At 71.6% G+C, this 16302-nt stretch carries 15 protein-coding genes; 9 read left to right on the top strand and 6 right to left on the bottom strand.

The features are described from left to right. Positions 1 to 90 precede the first annotated feature (90 nt). Genes AC3EVP_RS08975 through AC3EVP_RS08965 form a run of 3 tightly spaced genes read left to right on the top strand, consistent with a single transcriptional unit; the run spans position 91 to position 3488 of the window. A complete protein-coding gene (locus tag AC3EVP_RS08975; RefSeq protein ID WP_435127918.1) occupies positions 91 to 2124 on the top strand; it encodes a hypothetical protein in 2034 nt (677 codons plus the stop codon). Next, positions 2114 to 3184, top strand: coding sequence for a hypothetical protein (locus AC3EVP_RS08970; RefSeq protein ID WP_435127916.1), 1071 nt, complete (start codon positions 2114 to 2116; stop codon positions 3182 to 3184). Before AC3EVP_RS08975 ends, AC3EVP_RS08970 begins: the two co-directional genes overlap by 11 nt. A gap of 49 nt (positions 3185 to 3233) precedes the next feature. Further along, positions 3234 to 3488 carry a hypothetical protein gene (locus AC3EVP_RS08965; protein ID WP_435127914.1) on the top strand — a complete coding sequence of 85 codons (255 nt, stop codon included), beginning with the start codon at positions 3234 to 3236 and terminating at the stop codon, positions 3486 to 3488. A 23-nt stretch (positions 3489 to 3511) separates the two neighbouring features. Here the strand turns inward: AC3EVP_RS08965 and AC3EVP_RS08960 are convergent, their stop codons facing one another. Then, positions 3512 to 4324, bottom strand: coding sequence for a helix-turn-helix transcriptional regulator (locus AC3EVP_RS08960; protein ID WP_435127912.1), 813 nt, complete (start codon positions 4322 to 4324; stop codon positions 3512 to 3514). A gap of 156 nt (positions 4325 to 4480) precedes the next feature. On the opposite strand from AC3EVP_RS08960, the gene AC3EVP_RS08955 reads away from it, so the two are divergent. Further along, positions 4481 to 5392 (top strand): MBL fold metallo-hydrolase, encoded by a 912-nt coding sequence (locus tag AC3EVP_RS08955; protein ID WP_435127910.1) that lies wholly within the window; start codon positions 4481 to 4483, stop codon positions 5390 to 5392. 22 nt (positions 5393 to 5414) lie between these two features. Further along, entirely contained in the window at positions 5415 to 6263 is an 849-nt protein-coding gene (locus AC3EVP_RS08950; RefSeq protein WP_435127908.1) for an AraC family transcriptional regulator, read from the top strand. On the opposite strand, the gene AC3EVP_RS08945 is transcribed toward AC3EVP_RS08950, so the two are convergent. The 3 genes from AC3EVP_RS08945 to AC3EVP_RS08935 form a co-directional block, all read right to left on the bottom strand. After that, entirely contained in the window at positions 6260 to 7192 is a 933-nt protein-coding gene (locus AC3EVP_RS08945) for an MBL fold metallo-hydrolase (RefSeq protein ID WP_435127906.1), read from the bottom strand. The two genes, AC3EVP_RS08950 and AC3EVP_RS08945, sit on opposite strands and share 4 nt — an antisense overlap. A gap of 84 nt (positions 7193 to 7276) precedes the next feature. Then, on the bottom strand, positions 7277 to 7963 hold the full coding sequence (locus AC3EVP_RS08940; protein WP_435127904.1) for a TetR/AcrR family transcriptional regulator: 687 nt from the start codon (positions 7961 to 7963) through the stop codon (positions 7277 to 7279). 96 nt (positions 7964 to 8059) lie between these two features. Next, positions 8060 to 8920 (bottom strand): enoyl-CoA hydratase/isomerase family protein, encoded by an 861-nt coding sequence (locus tag AC3EVP_RS08935; RefSeq protein ID WP_435127902.1) that lies wholly within the window; start codon positions 8918 to 8920, stop codon positions 8060 to 8062. Positions 8921 to 9074: 154 nt separating this feature from the next. Here AC3EVP_RS08935 and AC3EVP_RS08930 point away from each other — a divergent pair, with 154 nt between their 5' ends. Beyond that, positions 9075 to 9704, top strand: coding sequence for a TetR/AcrR family transcriptional regulator (locus AC3EVP_RS08930; protein WP_435127900.1), 630 nt, complete (start codon positions 9075 to 9077; stop codon positions 9702 to 9704). A gap of 67 nt (positions 9705 to 9771) precedes the next feature. Here the strand turns inward: AC3EVP_RS08930 and AC3EVP_RS08925 are convergent, their stop codons facing one another. Beyond that, the gene (locus tag AC3EVP_RS08925; RefSeq protein WP_335980856.1) at positions 9772 to 10665 is read right to left on the bottom strand and encodes a LysR family transcriptional regulator; all 894 of its coding nucleotides are present in this window, start codon (positions 10663 to 10665) and stop codon (positions 9772 to 9774) included. Positions 10666 to 10758: 93 nt separating this feature from the next. On the opposite strand from AC3EVP_RS08925, the gene AC3EVP_RS08920 reads away from it, so the two are divergent. From AC3EVP_RS08920 to AC3EVP_RS08910, 3 genes are read left to right on the top strand one after another with little or no spacing between them, the layout of a single operon-like run. Beyond that, entirely contained in the window at positions 10759 to 11463 is a 705-nt protein-coding gene (locus tag AC3EVP_RS08920; RefSeq protein WP_435127898.1) for a succinate dehydrogenase, read from the top strand. 10 nt (positions 11464 to 11473) lie between these two features. Next, on the top strand, positions 11474 to 13423 hold the full coding sequence (locus AC3EVP_RS08915; protein ID WP_435127896.1) for a fumarate reductase/succinate dehydrogenase flavoprotein subunit: 1950 nt from the start codon (positions 11474 to 11476) through the stop codon (positions 13421 to 13423). Beyond that, positions 13420 to 14172, top strand: a complete 753-nt coding sequence (locus AC3EVP_RS08910) for a succinate dehydrogenase/fumarate reductase iron-sulfur subunit (RefSeq protein WP_335980853.1) — start codon at positions 13420 to 13422, stop codon at positions 14170 to 14172. The genes AC3EVP_RS08915 and AC3EVP_RS08910 overlap by 4 nt, the downstream gene beginning before the upstream one ends. A 21-nt stretch (positions 14173 to 14193) precedes the next feature. On the opposite strand, the gene AC3EVP_RS08905 is transcribed toward AC3EVP_RS08910, so the two are convergent. Then, positions 14194 to 16260 carry a phosphocholine-specific phospholipase C gene (locus AC3EVP_RS08905; protein ID WP_435127894.1) on the bottom strand — a complete coding sequence of 689 codons (2067 nt, stop codon included), beginning with the start codon at positions 16258 to 16260 and terminating at the stop codon, positions 14194 to 14196. Positions 16261 to 16302 lie beyond the last annotated feature (42 nt).

Here is a 16302-nt window from a genome sequence, read left to right as displayed (position 1 = left end):
GAGCCCTGCGCCGCTACCGTGGAACGGACCGGACGCGCGCGCACGGACGTGACGGGTTGTGCGCGCGCCCACGACGTGTACGGGGGACCGATGACGGACTTCGCGGGTGTGAACCCGCAGCGCTTACGGCAACTGGCCAACCGCCTGGCGGATCTGGCCGCGGCACTGGCCTCGGACGGCGGCACGATCCGGACGGACTTCGACCGGTGGGGCGGCTCCCTGAACCTGAGCGCGATCGGACAGCAGGCCCAGCAGGTCGGCGACGACGCGCACGCCATGGCGCTGCGGGCCGACGAGGCGCTGAACCTGCTGGACGGCGCGGGCCAGCCGTACCTGTGCGGCATCAACGGCGACATGTACCAGATTCCCTGGGACACCAAGGACATCGACCCGGCCAAGGAGGCCCAGCAGGAGGCGAGCGAGCTGAGCAAGGCGCTCGCCAACCCCAAGGACCCGAACTCCCGGCAGATCATCCTCAACGTGGCCCAGTCGCTGTCCGACCACGGCAAGGACTCCGCCTACATGACGGCGTTCATGATCAACGGCGGCATCAAGGACATGACCGGAGCCGCCAACGCCCTGCACGCCGAGGACGGCACGCACGACAACACCCTGCTCAGCAAGGAGTCCGTCGCCGCGATGGCCCAGTTCGGCCAGGCCACCCAGACGCTGGCCGACCTCGCGGTCAAGGGCGACTACCCCCATCCCGCCCCCGACTACCTGGCGCCGCTCACCCACCCCACCGACGACGACGCCTGGTCGATCGGCATGCTGCTGAAGTACGGCCCCTCCGGTGACAAGTGGAACGCGCAGGTCCTCTCCGACATCAGCGGCGGCATGCTGGACTGGCGCGAGAAGCAGGGCGCGATGCGGCCGGACTACGAGATGTTCCCCGGCGGCGGCGCCTACCCCGGGTACTACGGCGACGGCAAGGCGTGGTTCGACGACCTGGGCCTCACCGGCGCGGTCGGCTCCAAGCCCGGTGCGGACCAGACCGTCGCGGCCATCCGGGCCAACGACCCGGTGCTCGCCGTCCTGGACCGGCTCGGCGACAACGCGCAGGGCTCCCGCGACCTGCTCGGCCAGAACACCGCCGCCAGCAAGGGGTACGCGGCCGACCTGCTGGAGTACAACTGGCAGACCACCAGCAGGACCGGCACCGTGGACGACTCCGAACCCATCGGCCGGGTGCTCACGCTGGCCGCCAGCGACCGCAGTCCCGACTTCGCCGACCAGTCCGGCCAGGCCGCGTACAACATCCTGGCCGCCGCGGCGAAGGAGAACAGCACCTTCGCCGGCCGCTCCCAGAAGGAGCAGCTCGCCTATTTCACCTATCCGCAGAGCACCGCCGTCGCCCTGGCCGGCATCACCGCCACCTGGGCCGACCAGCTCGGCGCCTCGTCCAAGATCGCCGGTTCGCAGGCGGGCGGGTACTCGACCACGGAACACGGCCTGGTCCTCCCGCACGACGACCTGCAAGCGGCGATGGAGCTGTTCACCCGTGACGACCCCAGCGCCGCCGCGATGTTCGACACCGCGATGCACGCCCAGCTCAGCGACGCCGCCGGCTCCAGCGACGACATCACCAACCTGGGCAACATGATCGGCCTGTTCACCAAGGCCAAGAACAACATCAGCTACAGCGCGGCCCAGCAGCTGGACGAGCAGCACAAGGCCAACCTGGCGGTCCTGAACACCGCGGGCGTCCTGTTCAGCGGTACCTCACTCCCCAAGGGCGTCACCGACAAGGTGGTCACCAAGGGCTTCAAGTACTCGCAGACCCTCGCCACCTGGGGCCGGTCGGTCAAGGCGCCGACCACCGACCCGTTCTCCACCGACAACGCCGCCGCGCAGCAGGCCGTGAACTCCAAGGACGCCAAGGACGTCGAGAAGGCGTACGCGCCGGCGCTGGCCCAGGGACTCATCCGGTCGGGGAAGATCCCCGCGCCCGCCGGCCAGACGTGGTACGACCCCAAGACCCAGACCGTGTCCCCGGACGCGTGGCAGAACACGGATTTCACCAGCTGGTTCACCGGCACGAGCGTCGCCTCCACGACCAACGGCGTCATGGGCGACCTCGACAGCGGCTTCAGGACGTACGAAGGATCACTCGATGGCAACTAGGGCCTGTCGCCCGGGGTCCGGCACCCGGACCAAGCGCACCCGGACCAAGCGGTACCTGGCGGCGGCGGTGGCGGTGGCGGGGCTGCTGGCCGGGTGCTCGGGCGGCGGCGGCCACAAGAGCGCCCGGGCCGGCCTGCCGACCCCGGCCGCCGGGAAGATCGCCGCTTTCGACCTCGGCGCGCTCAGCGACACCTACGACCTCAACGAGGACGTGATGTCCGGCGACACCCTGGTGACCACCAGCCGGTCGGGCGACGTGTACATGGTGGAGTGGGACGGCGCCGACCATCCCGACGTGCTGCGGATGACCCCGCAGGGCGTCGTCGCGAGATACGTGCGGGTCGACCACCGGGTGGACAACGCCTCCCTGGTGGTCCGCTCGGACGGCTCCGTCGTCTTCGGCGTCCTCAAGCAGAGCCCGCCCACGCGGGTCGCGAAGCTGCCCGTGACGGACAAGGACGGCCGCACCACCGCCCTCGCGATCCCGCCGACCTCCGACAACGCGCTGCCGGTCGGCGAACGCCCGGACGGGTCGCTCGTCATCAGCGAGGGCGGCGACCTCTGGGCGCTCGGGAAGGGCACCTCCACCCGCCTCTACCACCAGTCGGCACCGATCTTCACCGGCGCCGTGGTGGACCCGGCGGGAACGGTCTACTCCGCCACCGGCGACCTCTCCGACATCGTGGCCATCCCCGTCGGCAAGGCGCCCGAGCACCTGCACCTGTCCGGCACGCTCCCCGGCACCCACACGGCGATCGCGTCGCTGCGCCTGTCGCACCTGGCACCCGCGACCGGCGGCGGCTTCTACGCCCTGGCCCAGGACACCGCCCACTCGTCGGCAGCCGTCGTGTATGTCCACAACGGCCGCGCGACCGTGCTGGCGAAGACCCCGAACGACGGCCACGCCTGCACGCCCGGCCACCAGTACCCCGCCCTGACCAGCACCTGCGGAACCCAGGCGTACATCGCCCAGAGCGGCAAGCGCGTCCTGCTCCTCGGGAACCTGGTGCACCGCAGCTCCGCAGACCCCGCCCTCGCCCTCGCCGCGGCCGGCTCGTGAGCGTCGCGGCGAGGGGCAGGGCGGCGGACGACTTCTCCGAGGAGGACAGATGAGTGACGTGGACGACTGCAAGAAGGACATGGCCGCGGTGAAGACCGCCGAGGGGAACATCCGGGCGGCCATCGAGAAGGTCAACCAGATGATGACCGGGACGTGGGTCGGGACCGCCGCCGACCGGTGGGGCACCGACTTCCACGGCCGGATGGGCACGCTGAGCAAGCTGTTCGACCAGTTCCCGGCGGAGGAGCAGCGGCTGATCGACAAGGTCGAGAAGGCGGACAAGACGCCGAAGGGGGCGTCCTGACGTCGGACGGCCGCTCCGGCGTGCTACCGGGCCCGGCGGCGGCGGGCGTAGGCGCCCGGGGTGACGCCGAGGTGGCGCTTGAAGTGGCGGTTCAGGTGCGCCTGGTCGTAGAAGCCGACGGCCGCCGCGACCGAGGCGGGCCGCTCGCCGGTGAGGAGCAGGCGCCGGGCCCGGTCGATCCGCAGCCCCGTGAGGTAGGTGTGCGGGGGCAGTCCGTAGGCGCGGGAGAAGCTGCGGATGAGGTGGGTGGGGTGGGCGTGCAGCAGCGCGGTGGCCTCGTCGAGGGTCAGGCCGTCGGCGACGCGGGCGTCCAGCAGTTCGCGCAGCCGGGCCGCGAGCCGGTCGCCCTCCCGGCCCGGTGGCCGGACCCGGTGCGCGTCGAGGTGCACCAGCAGGCGTTCGCGTACGAAGGCGAGGCGGGACTGCGCCTCCAGCGCGTCGTCGCGGTCGCGCAGGGCCGCGTGCAGGCGGTGCACCCTCGCGCGCAGGGCAGCGTCGCCCAGGATCGGGCCGGCCACCGCCTTCCCCGCCAGGCGGGCGGGCAGCACGTCCGTGCTCAGGTACAGCACGCGCTTGCGGAACCCGGCCGGGTTGACGGTGCGGCCGTCGTGCGGGACCCCCGGGGGCAGCAGCACCACGCGGCTGGCGTCCGTCGCGCCGTGCCGCCTGCGGTCCAGGGCGAAGTCCACGACACCGTCGTCCAGCAGCATCAGGTCCCACGTGGTGTGGGTGTGCACGGGGTACGCGTGGTGCGTGAAGTGGGCGTGCAGCACTTCGGTGATGCCCGGGACCTTCGGGCGCCACGCGTCCACCTGGTGGATTTCGCCGCCGGCCATAGCCCCCAGTCTGCCCCGTCCCCGCAGTCGCCTGGTGTCGCGGTCCGTCCTGGCCGGTCGGCTCCGGTGGCGGACGGGACCGCGGCGAGACGCTGTCTTAAGAAAGCGAGACAGCGGAGCATTTAGCGTCTCACCGTCCCTTCCTACGGTGAGGGGGTGAAGAAAATCATTCTGGGTGATGTCGAGGTCTCGCGGGTGGTCGAGTGGCAGGGTGCCTTCGCCACCACCGATGTCCTGTTCCCGTCCGTTCCCGGCGAACTGTGGCGCCGGCACGAATCCTGGCTGGCGCCCGACTTCCTGAACGCCGAGACGGGTGCGTGGCAGGCACACGTGCAGACCTGGGTGCTGCGCAGCGCGGGCCGCACCATTCTGGTCGATACCGGCCTCGGCAACGACAAGCAGCGCGAGGTCGAGGTGTTCCACCAGCGCGACGGCGACTTCCTCGACCGGCTGGCGGCGGCCGGGGTGCGGCCGCAGGACGTGGATCTCGTCGTCAACACCCACCTGCACAACGACCACGTGGGGTGGAACACCCGGCTGGTCGACGGCGAGTGGGTACCGACGTTCCCGAACGCGCGGTATCTGATCAGCCGGGCCGACTTCGACTTCTGGAACCCCGCAAGCGGCCATGTCCCGAAGTCCCCGTTCCAGTCCGCCGCCGACACCGGGGTGACGTTCAACGACAGCGTCCTGCCCGTCCACCGGGCCGGCCGGACGGTGCTGTGGGAGGGCGACAGCCACCGCATCGACGAGAACCTGGTCCTGGAACCGGCCCCCGGTCACACACCCGGCTCGGCGGTGCTGTGGCTGGAGTCCGGCGCCGACCGGGCGGTGTTCGTCGGCGACCTGGTCCACACTCCGCTGCAGATGATCGAACCCGACCACGACACCTGCCTGAGCGAGGACCAGGCTGAGGCCACCCGGTCCCGGCGCCGCGTCCTGGAGCGGGCCGCCGCGACGAACAGCCTGGTCGTGCCGGCGCACCTGGGCGGCGCGGGTGCCGCCGAAGTCGCGCGGTCGAACGGGGCCGTCTCGATCAAGCGGTGGGCGCCGTTCTCGGACACCTGACGCGGTGCGGGAGGATACGGCGATGGACGTGCTCAGCGACGCGATCGGCACCATGCGCGTGGGACGCCCCTCCCTGACGCTGGAGGACGCGGACCCGTGGTGGGAGAAGGACGCCGGGATCTTCGACGGTGCCCGTTTCTACGTGGGCACCACGGGACGCATCGAGGTGACGGCACCGGACGAAGCGGTCGTCACCTTGCGACCGGGCGACGCCGTTCTGCTCCCGCACGGGACCGCGCACACGCTCGCGAACGCCACCGACCGCACGGCCCGCTTCCTGTCCGGCGCCTACCGGCTGGAGCGGGCCCGCCCGCATCCGCTGTTCCAGGACCTCCCCGACCTGGTGAGCCTTCCGGCGCGGCCGGACCGCTACCAGGGTCTCCAGGCGTCGATCGACCTGCTGCTCGGCGAACTGGGCGAACCGATGCACGGCAGGGACCTGGTGCTGCCGGCGCTGCTCGAAGTGCTCCTGGTGCACCTGATCCGGGCCTGCCTGATCGAACGTGCGGGACTGCGGGCCACCGGCTGGTGCGTCGCCCTCGACGACGAGGTGGTCGCGCGCTCGCTCCGGGCCCTGCACGAACGCCCCGCCGACCCCTGGACCGTGGAGTCGCTGGGCGCGCACGCGGGCCTGTCCCGTGCCGCCTTCGCCCGCAGGTTCACCGCCATGGTGGGGCAGCCACCGCTCACCTATCTGACGTGGTGGCGGCTCACCGTGGCGGCACGCCTGCTCCAGACGACCGACGCCCCGCTGTCCACCGTCGCGCAGCGCACCGGCTACGGCTCCCCCTACGCCTTCGCCAACGCGTTCAAACGCGAGTACGGGATCTCGGCCGGCCGCTACCGGCAGCAGCACCGCACCGGCCGTTAGCCGCGTGGAAAGGCGGCCCATGCGGTGAGGGCGAAGCCGTCCCTGTCCTGCCGGACCTCGGCGGCTCCGTGCCCCGGCCAGTGGGCCGGGATGACGAGCTCGCGCAGCTCGGCGGCGCGGGCGAGATAGGCGCGGCGGGTCCTGGCCGCGAGGGGGAGGTCGTCGCAGAAGCAGCTGTTCCAGCCGGGTTCGAGGACCTGGACGGGGCTGTGCAGCATGTCCCCGACGAAGACGGCGCGGTCGGTGCCCGAGCGCAGGGTGAGGACGGACGAGCCGGGGGTGTGGCCCGGCGCTGCCTCCAGCCGCAGGTTGCCGTCGATGCGGTGGGTGTCCTCCCACAGCACTGCCTGTCCCGCTCGGTGGATGGGGGCGATGCTGTCGTTGAACACGAGTCTGCTGCCCTCCCAGCGCAGGCGCTCGTGCTCGTCCCGCGGGGCCCGGCTGCGGACGGCGCTTTCCGGGTCGAAGTACAGGTTGTCGGCGCGGGGGATCAGGTAGGTGGCGTTGGGGAAGGTGGGCACCCACTGCCCGTCACGCGACTCGGTGTTCCAGCCGACGTGGTCGTAGTGGATGTGGGTGTTGACGACGATGTCGACGTCCTCGGGTGCGACGCCGGCCTCGCGCAGGCGGGCGAGGTAGTCGGTGCGCAGCCCGGTGAACTGCGGAATCTGCGGGCGTTCCCGGTCGTTGCCGACCCCGGTGTCCACCAGGATGGTCCTGCCCTCGCTGCGGAGGACCCAGGTCTGGATGTGGCAGCGGTAGGCGTCGTCGGCCGGGGTCCAGAAGTCGGGCGCCAGCCAGTCCTGATGGCGCCGCCAGGTCTCCCCGTCGCTGTCCGGGATGACGAAGCGGGCGGTACGGATGGGGCCGGACCACTCGACGACGCGCGTGATCTCGACATCGCCGAGTGAAATGGTGGGTGCGGGCACGACGGGTCCTTCGGAGAGCGCGGAACAGGTCGGAACAGGTCGGAACAGGTCGGGAAGAGGTGCGGTGGTCAGGCGGCGGGCGGATCAGGCAGGCCGGCCCGGGGCGTTCGGCCCGGGTGCGTAGCGGGCCAGGAAGACGCGTACGGCCTCCTCGATCACCACTTCCGCGGCCGGCTGGGCGGTGGTCTCCTCCTCGAAGGCCATGACCCTCGGCCAGACGAGGAACTCCTGGACGAGGCCCATGAACTGGCGCGCCGCGAGGTAGGTGTCCGGGCATCGCAGGCGCCCGCTGCGGACCAGGTCGTCGAGGCAGCCGACGAACGCTTCCACGACAGGGCCCTTGCCCACCCGGTAGAACTCGTCCGCGATCCACGGCCGACGCACGGACTCGGCCACCACGAGCCGGGCGAAGCGGATCTGGTCCGTCTCGGCGGCGAAGCGTTGGAGCGACTCGGCGAACCCCTGCAGAACCTCCTCCGCGCTCGCGCCGGCGTCGCACTCGACGCCCCGTCGGTCCGGGCCGGCGAACGCCGACCAGTGGTAGCGGACCATCTCCCGGAAGACGGCGTCCTTCGACCCGAAGCGGTTGTAGACGGTCTGCCGTGAGACTCCCGCGCGCTCGGCGATCCGCTCCAGGGTGACACCGTCGTAGCGGTCGGCCAGGAAGAGGTTCTTCGCCGCCGCGAGGATCTTCTCGTCCGAGCCCGACCTGCGGCGTCCGGGCTCCTTCCGCCGCGCCCCCGGTCGGTCCGCGCTCAGCTGTTCGGTCATGCCGGTCTCCCCTCCGCCGTTTATTAGACTTGACAGTACAGTCTAATAAACGGACCGGCAAACCCCGAACGTCCCAGCTGCGGTTGTGCGGCGGACTCAGATGCTGTTGGCGATGCGCTCGTGGTCCCGTTCGCCCTCGCGGGTCTGGATGCCGGCGGCCAGCAGCTTGTGGGCGAGTTCGGTGACCTCGTCGCCGAACGCCGCGAACAGGCCCTCGTTCTCCACCGCGTACGCCGCATGAGGGATCGGAGGCGCGACCGCGTCGACCGCGGCCTTGGTGAGGGTGATCACCTCCGGTCGCAGGCCGGCGATCCGCCGGGCGAGGGTGTCGACGAACGCGTCGAGTTCTGCGGCGGGCAGGGCGCGGTTGATCAGGCCGTAGCGTTCCGCGAGCTCCGCGCCCACGAGTTCGGCGCCGAGGATGAGCTCCAGCGCGCGGGCCCTTCCGGCCAGGCGCGTCATGTTCACCGTGCCGCCGCCTCCGGGGAGGATGCCCAGCAGGGACTCCGGCTGCCCCTGCCCCGACTTGCCGATCGCCGCGAACCGCATGTCCAGGTACATGAAGAACTCGTTGCCCGCGCCGCGCGCGAAGCCCGCCAGCTTGCCGATGGTGACCTGCGGCAGCGAGCGGACCTCCTCGCTCATCGCCTGGAGGATGTTCATGCCGTCCGGGACGGTCGCGCCCGGCGCGGCCGCGATCGCCGCGCGAGTGGCCGCGGGCAGCGCGTCGGGGTCGGTGAGGTAGGCCATGTCGCCGTGGGCGACGAAGAACTCCGGGTCGGCGCTCTCGAAGACGATGACGCGGACGTCGGCGTCGTTCCGCACCCGCGCGACGAATGCCCGCAGTGACGGCAGGAGCACCGCGTCCATCAGATTGAGCGGCGGGTGGTCGATCGTCACCGTCGCGACCCCGTCCGAGACGGTGATCGCCAGGGCGGGAAGGTCTTCGTAGGTCATGAGGTGGCTCCGTACCGCGGTAGGGGACGGCCCGTGACCGGGCCGTCGGCTGGGGACAGCAACGCGAATCTCAGGTTCGCGGCTGACACTGAGTATCAGGTTAGGAACTCGTATGCGAAGAAGCAAACGAGTGTGGCGGAGTACACTTGTCCTCATGAGTGCAGCGCCGGTCGGTACCCGTGAGATCAGCCGCCACGCGGTGCAGGCAGAGCTGGCCCGCGTCGCGTTCAACCGCTTCTGCCTCACCGGCTTCAACCAGGTCACGTTCGCCGACCTCGCCGAAGCCGCCGGGGTGTCGCGAAGCACCTTCCTGCGGTACTTCGGCACCAAGGAAGACGTGGTCCTGTTCGTCTTCGACCCGGTCGGTGACGTCATCGCCGACGCGCTCGAGGCCGAGCGGGCCGGACCGGACGACTGGGGCAGGCTGCGCCACGCGGTGGAGGCGGCCACCAGGTTCCTCGTGCGCGACGTGCCGGAACTCGTGACGATCCTGGGCCTGGTCGACCAGACCCCGGCCCTGTGCGCACGCCTCCGCGAGAAGCAGGCCGAATGGCGGCCGGAGATCGTCGCCCGCCTGCGGCGGACGGACTCCTCGGCCGACGCCGACGCCGACGGGGCGTCGGTCGTCGCCGACGTACGCGTGGCGGCGGCGCTCGAGATCCTGTGGATCGTTCTCGGGCGATGGAGTGCGAGCGACGGCCAGGAGGGCCTCGGCGACCTGCTGGACGCCGCGTTCGCCTCCTTCTCGACCCCGGCGCGTCGGCAGACGGGCGCTCCGTCGTAAGAGGCCGAGGCTTCGTCCGCAGCCGGCAGGTGGTCCCTCCGCGGACGGGGCGGAGGAAGCCGGGGGGTCAGGGGCGCGAGGGGACCGCTTCGGTGAGGATGACCTGCTGGAGGACCCTCGCCGCGCGCGGCGGGGCCACATCGCTGCGGTGGGCGAGCGCCACGGTGCGCCGCAGCCCCGGGGCCGCGAGCGGGGTGACCCGAAGGCCCTCGCCGGCGCGAGCCGCCACCGTGGAGGGCACGACACCGATCCCGAGCCCGGCCCGTACGAACCCCAGGACCGCGTCCATCTCGCCGCCCTCGATGGTGAAGGTCGGCTCGAACCCCGCGGAGCGGCACGCCGAGACGGTGAGGTCGCGCAGGTCGTAGCCGTGCCGGAACATCACCATGGGCTGCCCGCGCAGGTCGGCGACCCGCAGCGGTGACGGCGGCGCGGCGGCGTCCAGCGCGGAGACGGCCACCAGGTCCTCCTGGAAGAGCTCGACCGTGGTGAGCGCGGGGGAGGGGCTGGGCAGGGGCAGGACCACGAGCGCCAGGTCGAGGGCGCCGCGGGCGAGCTCGCGCACGAGGTCGTGGGAGCCGCCCTCCTCCAGGAGCAGCCGGATACCGGGGTGCCGGTCGTGGAAGGCGCGCAGCACGTCGGGGAGCATGCCCGTGCACAGGCTCGGCGTGGCGCCGAGCCGGACCCGCCCGCTGCGCAGCTGCGCCAGCTCCAGCACCTCGTGCCGCGCGGTGTCGGCGTCGGCCAGGATGCGCAGCGCCAGCGGCAGCAGCGCCTCCCCGGCGTCGGTGAGCGTGATGTTGCCGCGCGCCCGGCTGAACAGCGGCGCCCCCAACTCCTTCTCCAGCGCCCGGATCTGCTGCGACAGCGACGGCTGCGAGACGTGCAGGGACTGCGCGGCGCGGGTGAAGTGCCGGGCCTGCGCGACCGCCGCGAAGTACGCGAGCTGCTGGAACTGCATCCCCCCACGATAACTGTCGATAGGCAGCAGCTATGGAAACAAGCCGAATCATGTCTTGGACCACTCGTCACTCCGCGTCCTACCGTCGTGGACATGGCACTGGCAACGCGGACCGACCGGCGGCCGCCCACGCTGCGCACCGCATGGGACTCCACCGTCGGCAAGAAGGCGGTCATGGCGGTGAGCGGCCTGATCATGCTGCTCTACCTGGTCGCCCACATGCTCGGCAACCTCAAGATCTTCTTCGGCGCCGACGACTACAACGGCTACGCGCACTGGCTGCGCACCCTCGGCGAGCCCGCGCTGCACTACGAATGGGCGCTGTGGATCATCCGGGTCGTCCTCGTCGCGGCGTTCCTCGCGCACGGCGTGAGCGCCTACCAGCTCAGCCGCCGCGACCTGCGGGCCCGCCCGGTCGGCTACGTCCACCGAAAGGCCCGCGCGAGCTACGCGACGCGCACCATGCGCTGGGGCGGGGTGATCCTCGCGCTGTTCATCGTCTGGCACCTGCTGGACCTGACCACGCTCACCGTCAACCGCAACGCCCAGCCCGGCCACCCGTACCAGAACGTGGAGGCGACCTTCCACACCTGGTACGGCGACGTCATCTACATCGTGGCGATGCTCGCGCTCGGCCTGCACATCCAGCACGGCTTCTGGAGCGCCGCGCAGACCCTCGGCGCGGGCAGCCGCCGCCGCGACCGCGCGCTGAAGGCCACCGCCACCGGCCTGGCCGTGCTGCTGACCGCCGGCTTCATCGCCGTACCGGTCGGCGTCATGACCGGAACCGTCCACTGAGGGAGCCGAGTTGACCGACTACACCCGCTACGGCACCGGCGCGCCCATCGCCGACACCAAGGCCCCCGACGGCCCGATGGCCGACCGCTGGGACACCCGCCGCTTCACCGCCAAGCTCGTCAACCCCGCCAACCGCCGCAAGCACCGCGTGATCGTGGTCGGCACCGGCCTGGCCGGCGGCTCCGCGGGCGCGACCCTCGCCGAACAGGGCTACCACGTCGTGCAGTTCTGCTATCAGGACTCCCCGCGCCGGGCCCACTCCATCGCCGCGCAGGGCGGCATCAACGCCGCGAAGAACTACCGCAACGACGGCGACTCCATCCACCGGCTCTTCTACGACACCGTCAAGGGCGGCGACTTCCGCGCCCGGGAGTCCAACGTGCGCCGCCTGGCGCAGATCTCGGTGGAGATCATCGACCAGTGCGTGGCGCAGGGCGTGCCCTTCGCCCGCGAGTACGGCGGCCTGCTCGACACCCGCTCCTTCGGCGGCGTCCAGGTCTCCCGCACCTTCTACGCCCGCGGCCAGACCGGCCAGCAACTGCTGCTCGGCGCCTACCAGGCGCTGTCGCGGCAGATCGCGGCCGGCAACGTGGAGATCCACCCGCGCACCGAGATGCTCGACCTGCTGGTGGTCGACGGGCGGGCCCGCGGCATCGTCGCCCGCGACCTGGTCACCGGCGAGGTCAGCACCCACCTCGCCGACGCGGTGGTGCTCGCCACCGGCGGCTACGGCAACGTCTTCTACCTGTCCACCAACGCGATGAACTCCAACGCCACCGCGATCTGGCGGGCGCACCGCCGCGGCGCGTACTTCGCCAACCCCTGCTTCACCCAGATCCACCCCACCTGCATCCCGCGCACCGGCGACCACCAGTCGAAGCTGACCCTGATGAGCGAGTCGCTGCGCAACGACGGCCGGATCTGGGTGCCCAAGGCCAAGGGCGACGCCCGCCCGCCGGCCGACATCCCCGAGGCCGAGCGCGACTACTACCTGGAGCGGATCTACCCCTCCTTCGGCAACCTGGTGCCGCGCGACATCGCCTCCCGCGCCGCGAAGAACGTCTGCGACGAGGGCCGCGGCGTCGGCCCCGGCGGCCAGGGCGTCTACCTCGACTTCGCCGACGCCATCGCCCGGCTGGGCCGGCGCGCGGTCGCGGAGAAGTACGGCAACCTCTTCGAGATGTACGAGCGGATCACCGCGGAGAACCCGTACGAGGTGCCGATGCGGATCTACCCGGCCGTGCACTACACCATGGGCGGGCTGTGGGTGGACTACGACCTCCAGACCACCGTGCCGGGGCTGTTCGCGATCGGCGAGGCCAACTTCTCCGACCACGGCGCGAACCGGCTCGGCGCGTCCGCGCTCATGCAGGGCCTGGCCGACGGCTACTTCGTGCTGCCCGCCACCCTCAACGACTACCTCGCCCGGCACCCGGCCGCCGCCCCCGTCGACCCGGAGCACCCCGCCGTCACCGAGGCGCTGGCCGCCACCAAGGAGCGGCTGCACCGGCTGGTGAGCGTCGACGGCGACCGCACCGCCGACTCCTTCCACCGCGAACTGGGCGAGCTGATGTGGGAGTTCTGCGGCATGGCGCGCAACGAGCAGGGCCTGCGCAAGGCGCTGGACCGCATCCCGCAGATCCGCGCGGAGTTCTGGCAGCGGATCAAGGTCCCCGGCACCGAGGCCGAGTTCAACCAGTCCCTGGAGCGCGCCAACCGCGTCGTGGACTACCTCGAACTCGCCGAGCTGATGTGCCTGGACGCCCTGCACCGCGCCGAGTCCTGCGGCGGCCACTTCCGTGAGGAGTCCCAGACCCCCGACGGTGAGGCGGCCCGCCGCGACGAGGAGTTCGGGTACGCCGCCGGCTGGGAGTTCACCGGCACCGGCGAGCCGCCCGTGCTGCACCGCGAAGAACTCGTCTTCACCGAAGTCCACCCCACCCAGCGGAGCTACGCATGAGGCTCACCCTGCGCATCTGGCGGCAGAAGAACGCCGACGCCCCCGGTGCCATGACCGCCTACGACGTCGACGGCATCTCGCCGGACATGTCGTTCCTGGAGGTCCTCGACACCCTCAACGAACGCCTCACCCTCGAAGGCGCCGACCCGGTCGCCTTCGACCACGACTGCCGCGAGGGCATCTGCGGCGCGTGCGGCGTGGTCATCAACGGCGACGCGCACGGCCCGGAGCGCACCACCAGCTGCCAGCTGCACATGCGCTCCTTCCGCGACGGCGACACCATCGACGTCGAACCCTGGCGCGCGGCCGCCTTCCCGGTCGTCCGCGACCTGGTGGTGGACCGCTCCGCCTTCGACCGGATCATCGGCGCCGGCGGCTACGTCTCGGTGCCCACCGGCGCCGCGCCCGAGGCACACGCCACGCCCGTGCCCAAGCCCGACGCCGACCGCGCCTTCGAGCACGCCGAGTGCATCGGCTGCGGCGCCTGCGTCGCCGCCTGCCCCAACGGCTCCGCGATGCTCTTCACCTCCGCGAAGATCAACCACCTCGCCGCGCTCCCGCAGGGCGGCCCGGAGCGCGAGAGCCGGGTGCTGGACATGGTCGGGCAGATGGACGCCGAGGGCTTCGGCGGCTGCACCCTGACCGGCGAATGCGCGACCGCTTGCCCCAAGGGCATCCCGCTGATGTCGATCACCTCGATGAACAAGGAGTGGCTGCGCGCCAACCGCAAGGCCGCGCGCAGCCGTTGAGGCCGCCGGCGCGCTGACCGGTCAGCCGCTGACGCTCGGCGCGCCGGTCTCCAGGTGCCCGGTGAAGCGCTGCGACCAGCTCGCGTCACCGCTGACCGTCACCGTGAAGTCGTACCAGCCGCCGTTGTACGCCACCGCGTTGAAGTAGTCGGCGACCTGCCCGCCGGCCGGCACCTGGTACGTCCACGGGCCGTCGGTGCGGTAGGCGTTCGCGGTGATGGTGAACGTGACCGCCGCGGCGCCGTGGTTGGCCATCGTGAACCACAGCGCGAGCTTGCCGGTGCTGCTGGTCACGGCGTACGAGGGGGTGACGGCGACGTCCTTGCCGGGTGCGGTGGTGTCGCCCTGGAAGCGGCGCAGGAAGCGGTTGGGGCCCACCACGCTCAGGTCGTACTTGCCGTCGCCGTAGCCGCTGCCGCAGTTGAAGAAGTCGCTGGTGGTGCCGCCCGCGGCCACCGTGTACTGCCAGGGCCCGCCGCCGCGGTGGGCGTTGGCGTAGGCGGCGAAGTGCACCGCGCGGGTGGAGCGGGCGTCGGTGTTGTCCATCGCCAGCCACACCTTGGTCACCCCGCCGGTGCCGAACTCGATGTGGTCGAGGAAGGCGTCCGGCTGGTACGGCAGGGCGCGCGCCGGGCGGGTGCCGGACTCCTGCGCGGGCAGCGCGTTGGTCACCGGCGCCGGGTTGGGCAGCGGCGCGCAGGTCGACTCGCCGATCACCGCGGAGGTGTCGGGCAGCGACGGCAGCCCGGTCACCGGGTTGGCGAAGTCGAACGCGGACGTCAGGTCGCCGCAGACGGCGCGGCGCCAGGCGCTGATGTTCGGGCAGGTCGCGGGGGTGCCCAGCGCCGCGGTCCAGGTCTCCAGGAAGCGCAGCACCGACGTGTGGTCGAAGACCTCGGAGTCGACCCAACCGCCGCGGCTCCAGGGGGATATGGCGATCATCGGCACCCGCACGCCCAGCCCGATCGGGGTGCCGGTGTAGAACTCGCCCGCGGTCCCGGACACCGGGACCGGCGGCGGCACGTGGTCGAAGAAGCCGTCGTTCTCGTCGTAGTTGAGGAACAGGATCGTGGAGTTGTAGACCGCCGGATCGGCGTTGAGGGCGTCGATCACCATGTGCACGAAGTGCGCCCCGTCGGCGGGCGTGGCGTACGGGTGCTCCGAGGAGCCCTCGTCGGCGACCACCCAGGACACCTGGGGGAGCGTGCCGGCGAGCACGTCGGCCCTGATGGCGGCCGCGATGTCGTCCGGGGTCCGCCCGGTGGCCTTCGGCACCGAGCCCATGCCGCGGTCGTGCAGCGGGGTGCCGGCGGCCGCGGAGGTGAACTGGGTGAAGTACGCCAGCGCGTTGTCGGTGAAGTTGTCCGCCGCGTTCTGGTACACCTTCCAGCTCACGCCCGCGTTCTGGAGCGCCTCGGCGTAGGTCTGCCACCGCAGCCCGGACTCCGAGCCGCCGTCGTAGGCCGGACCGCCGCTGCGGCCGTCCGGGTCGATCTGGCCGCTCCAGTGGAAGGTGCGGTTGGGGCCGGTGGCGCTGAGCGTGGAGCTGAAGTAGGCGTCGCACACGGTGTAGTAGTCGGCGAGCGCGTAGTGGAAGGGGATGTCGGCGCGGGTGAGGTGGCCGAGGGTGCGGACGTTGCCCTTGGCGGCGACCCAGCCGTCCATCTTGCCGCCGTTCCACGCCGCGTGCTGGTCGGCCCAGCCGTGCGCGAGGTCGCCGTTGCACTGCGCGAGCCGCTCGGGGTCGGCGCCGCCGGCCGGCGCGGTGGCGCTGAACTGCCACGGGTACTGCCGGCCGCTGCCGTTCGGCTGGTTGAAGACGCTGTAGCCGCCCGCGACCTGGATCGCGCTGCGGTCGGCGAAGCCGCGGACGCCCTTCAGCGTGCCGAAGTAGTGGTCGAAGGAGCGGTTCTCCTGCATGAGGACGACGACGTGCTTGGCGTCGGTGAGCGTCCCGGTGGCCTTCGGCGCGGCGGCCGGCGCCTGGCCCGGCGCGGCGGCGGTCGCCTCCGCCGCACCGCCGACGGTCGCCGCGGCGGCCGCCCCGGCCGAGATCGCCATGAACGTCCTGCGGCTGACGTCGCTCATGTGGTGGACCTTTCCGTGGGGGTTGGGGAGGGCAGGACCGGC

The sequence above is a fragment of the Actinacidiphila sp. bgisy144 genome (assembly GCF_057708105.1).
The sequence above is the reverse complement of the archived record's forward strand: the minus strand, read 5'-3'. Positions and strand labels throughout refer to the sequence as shown.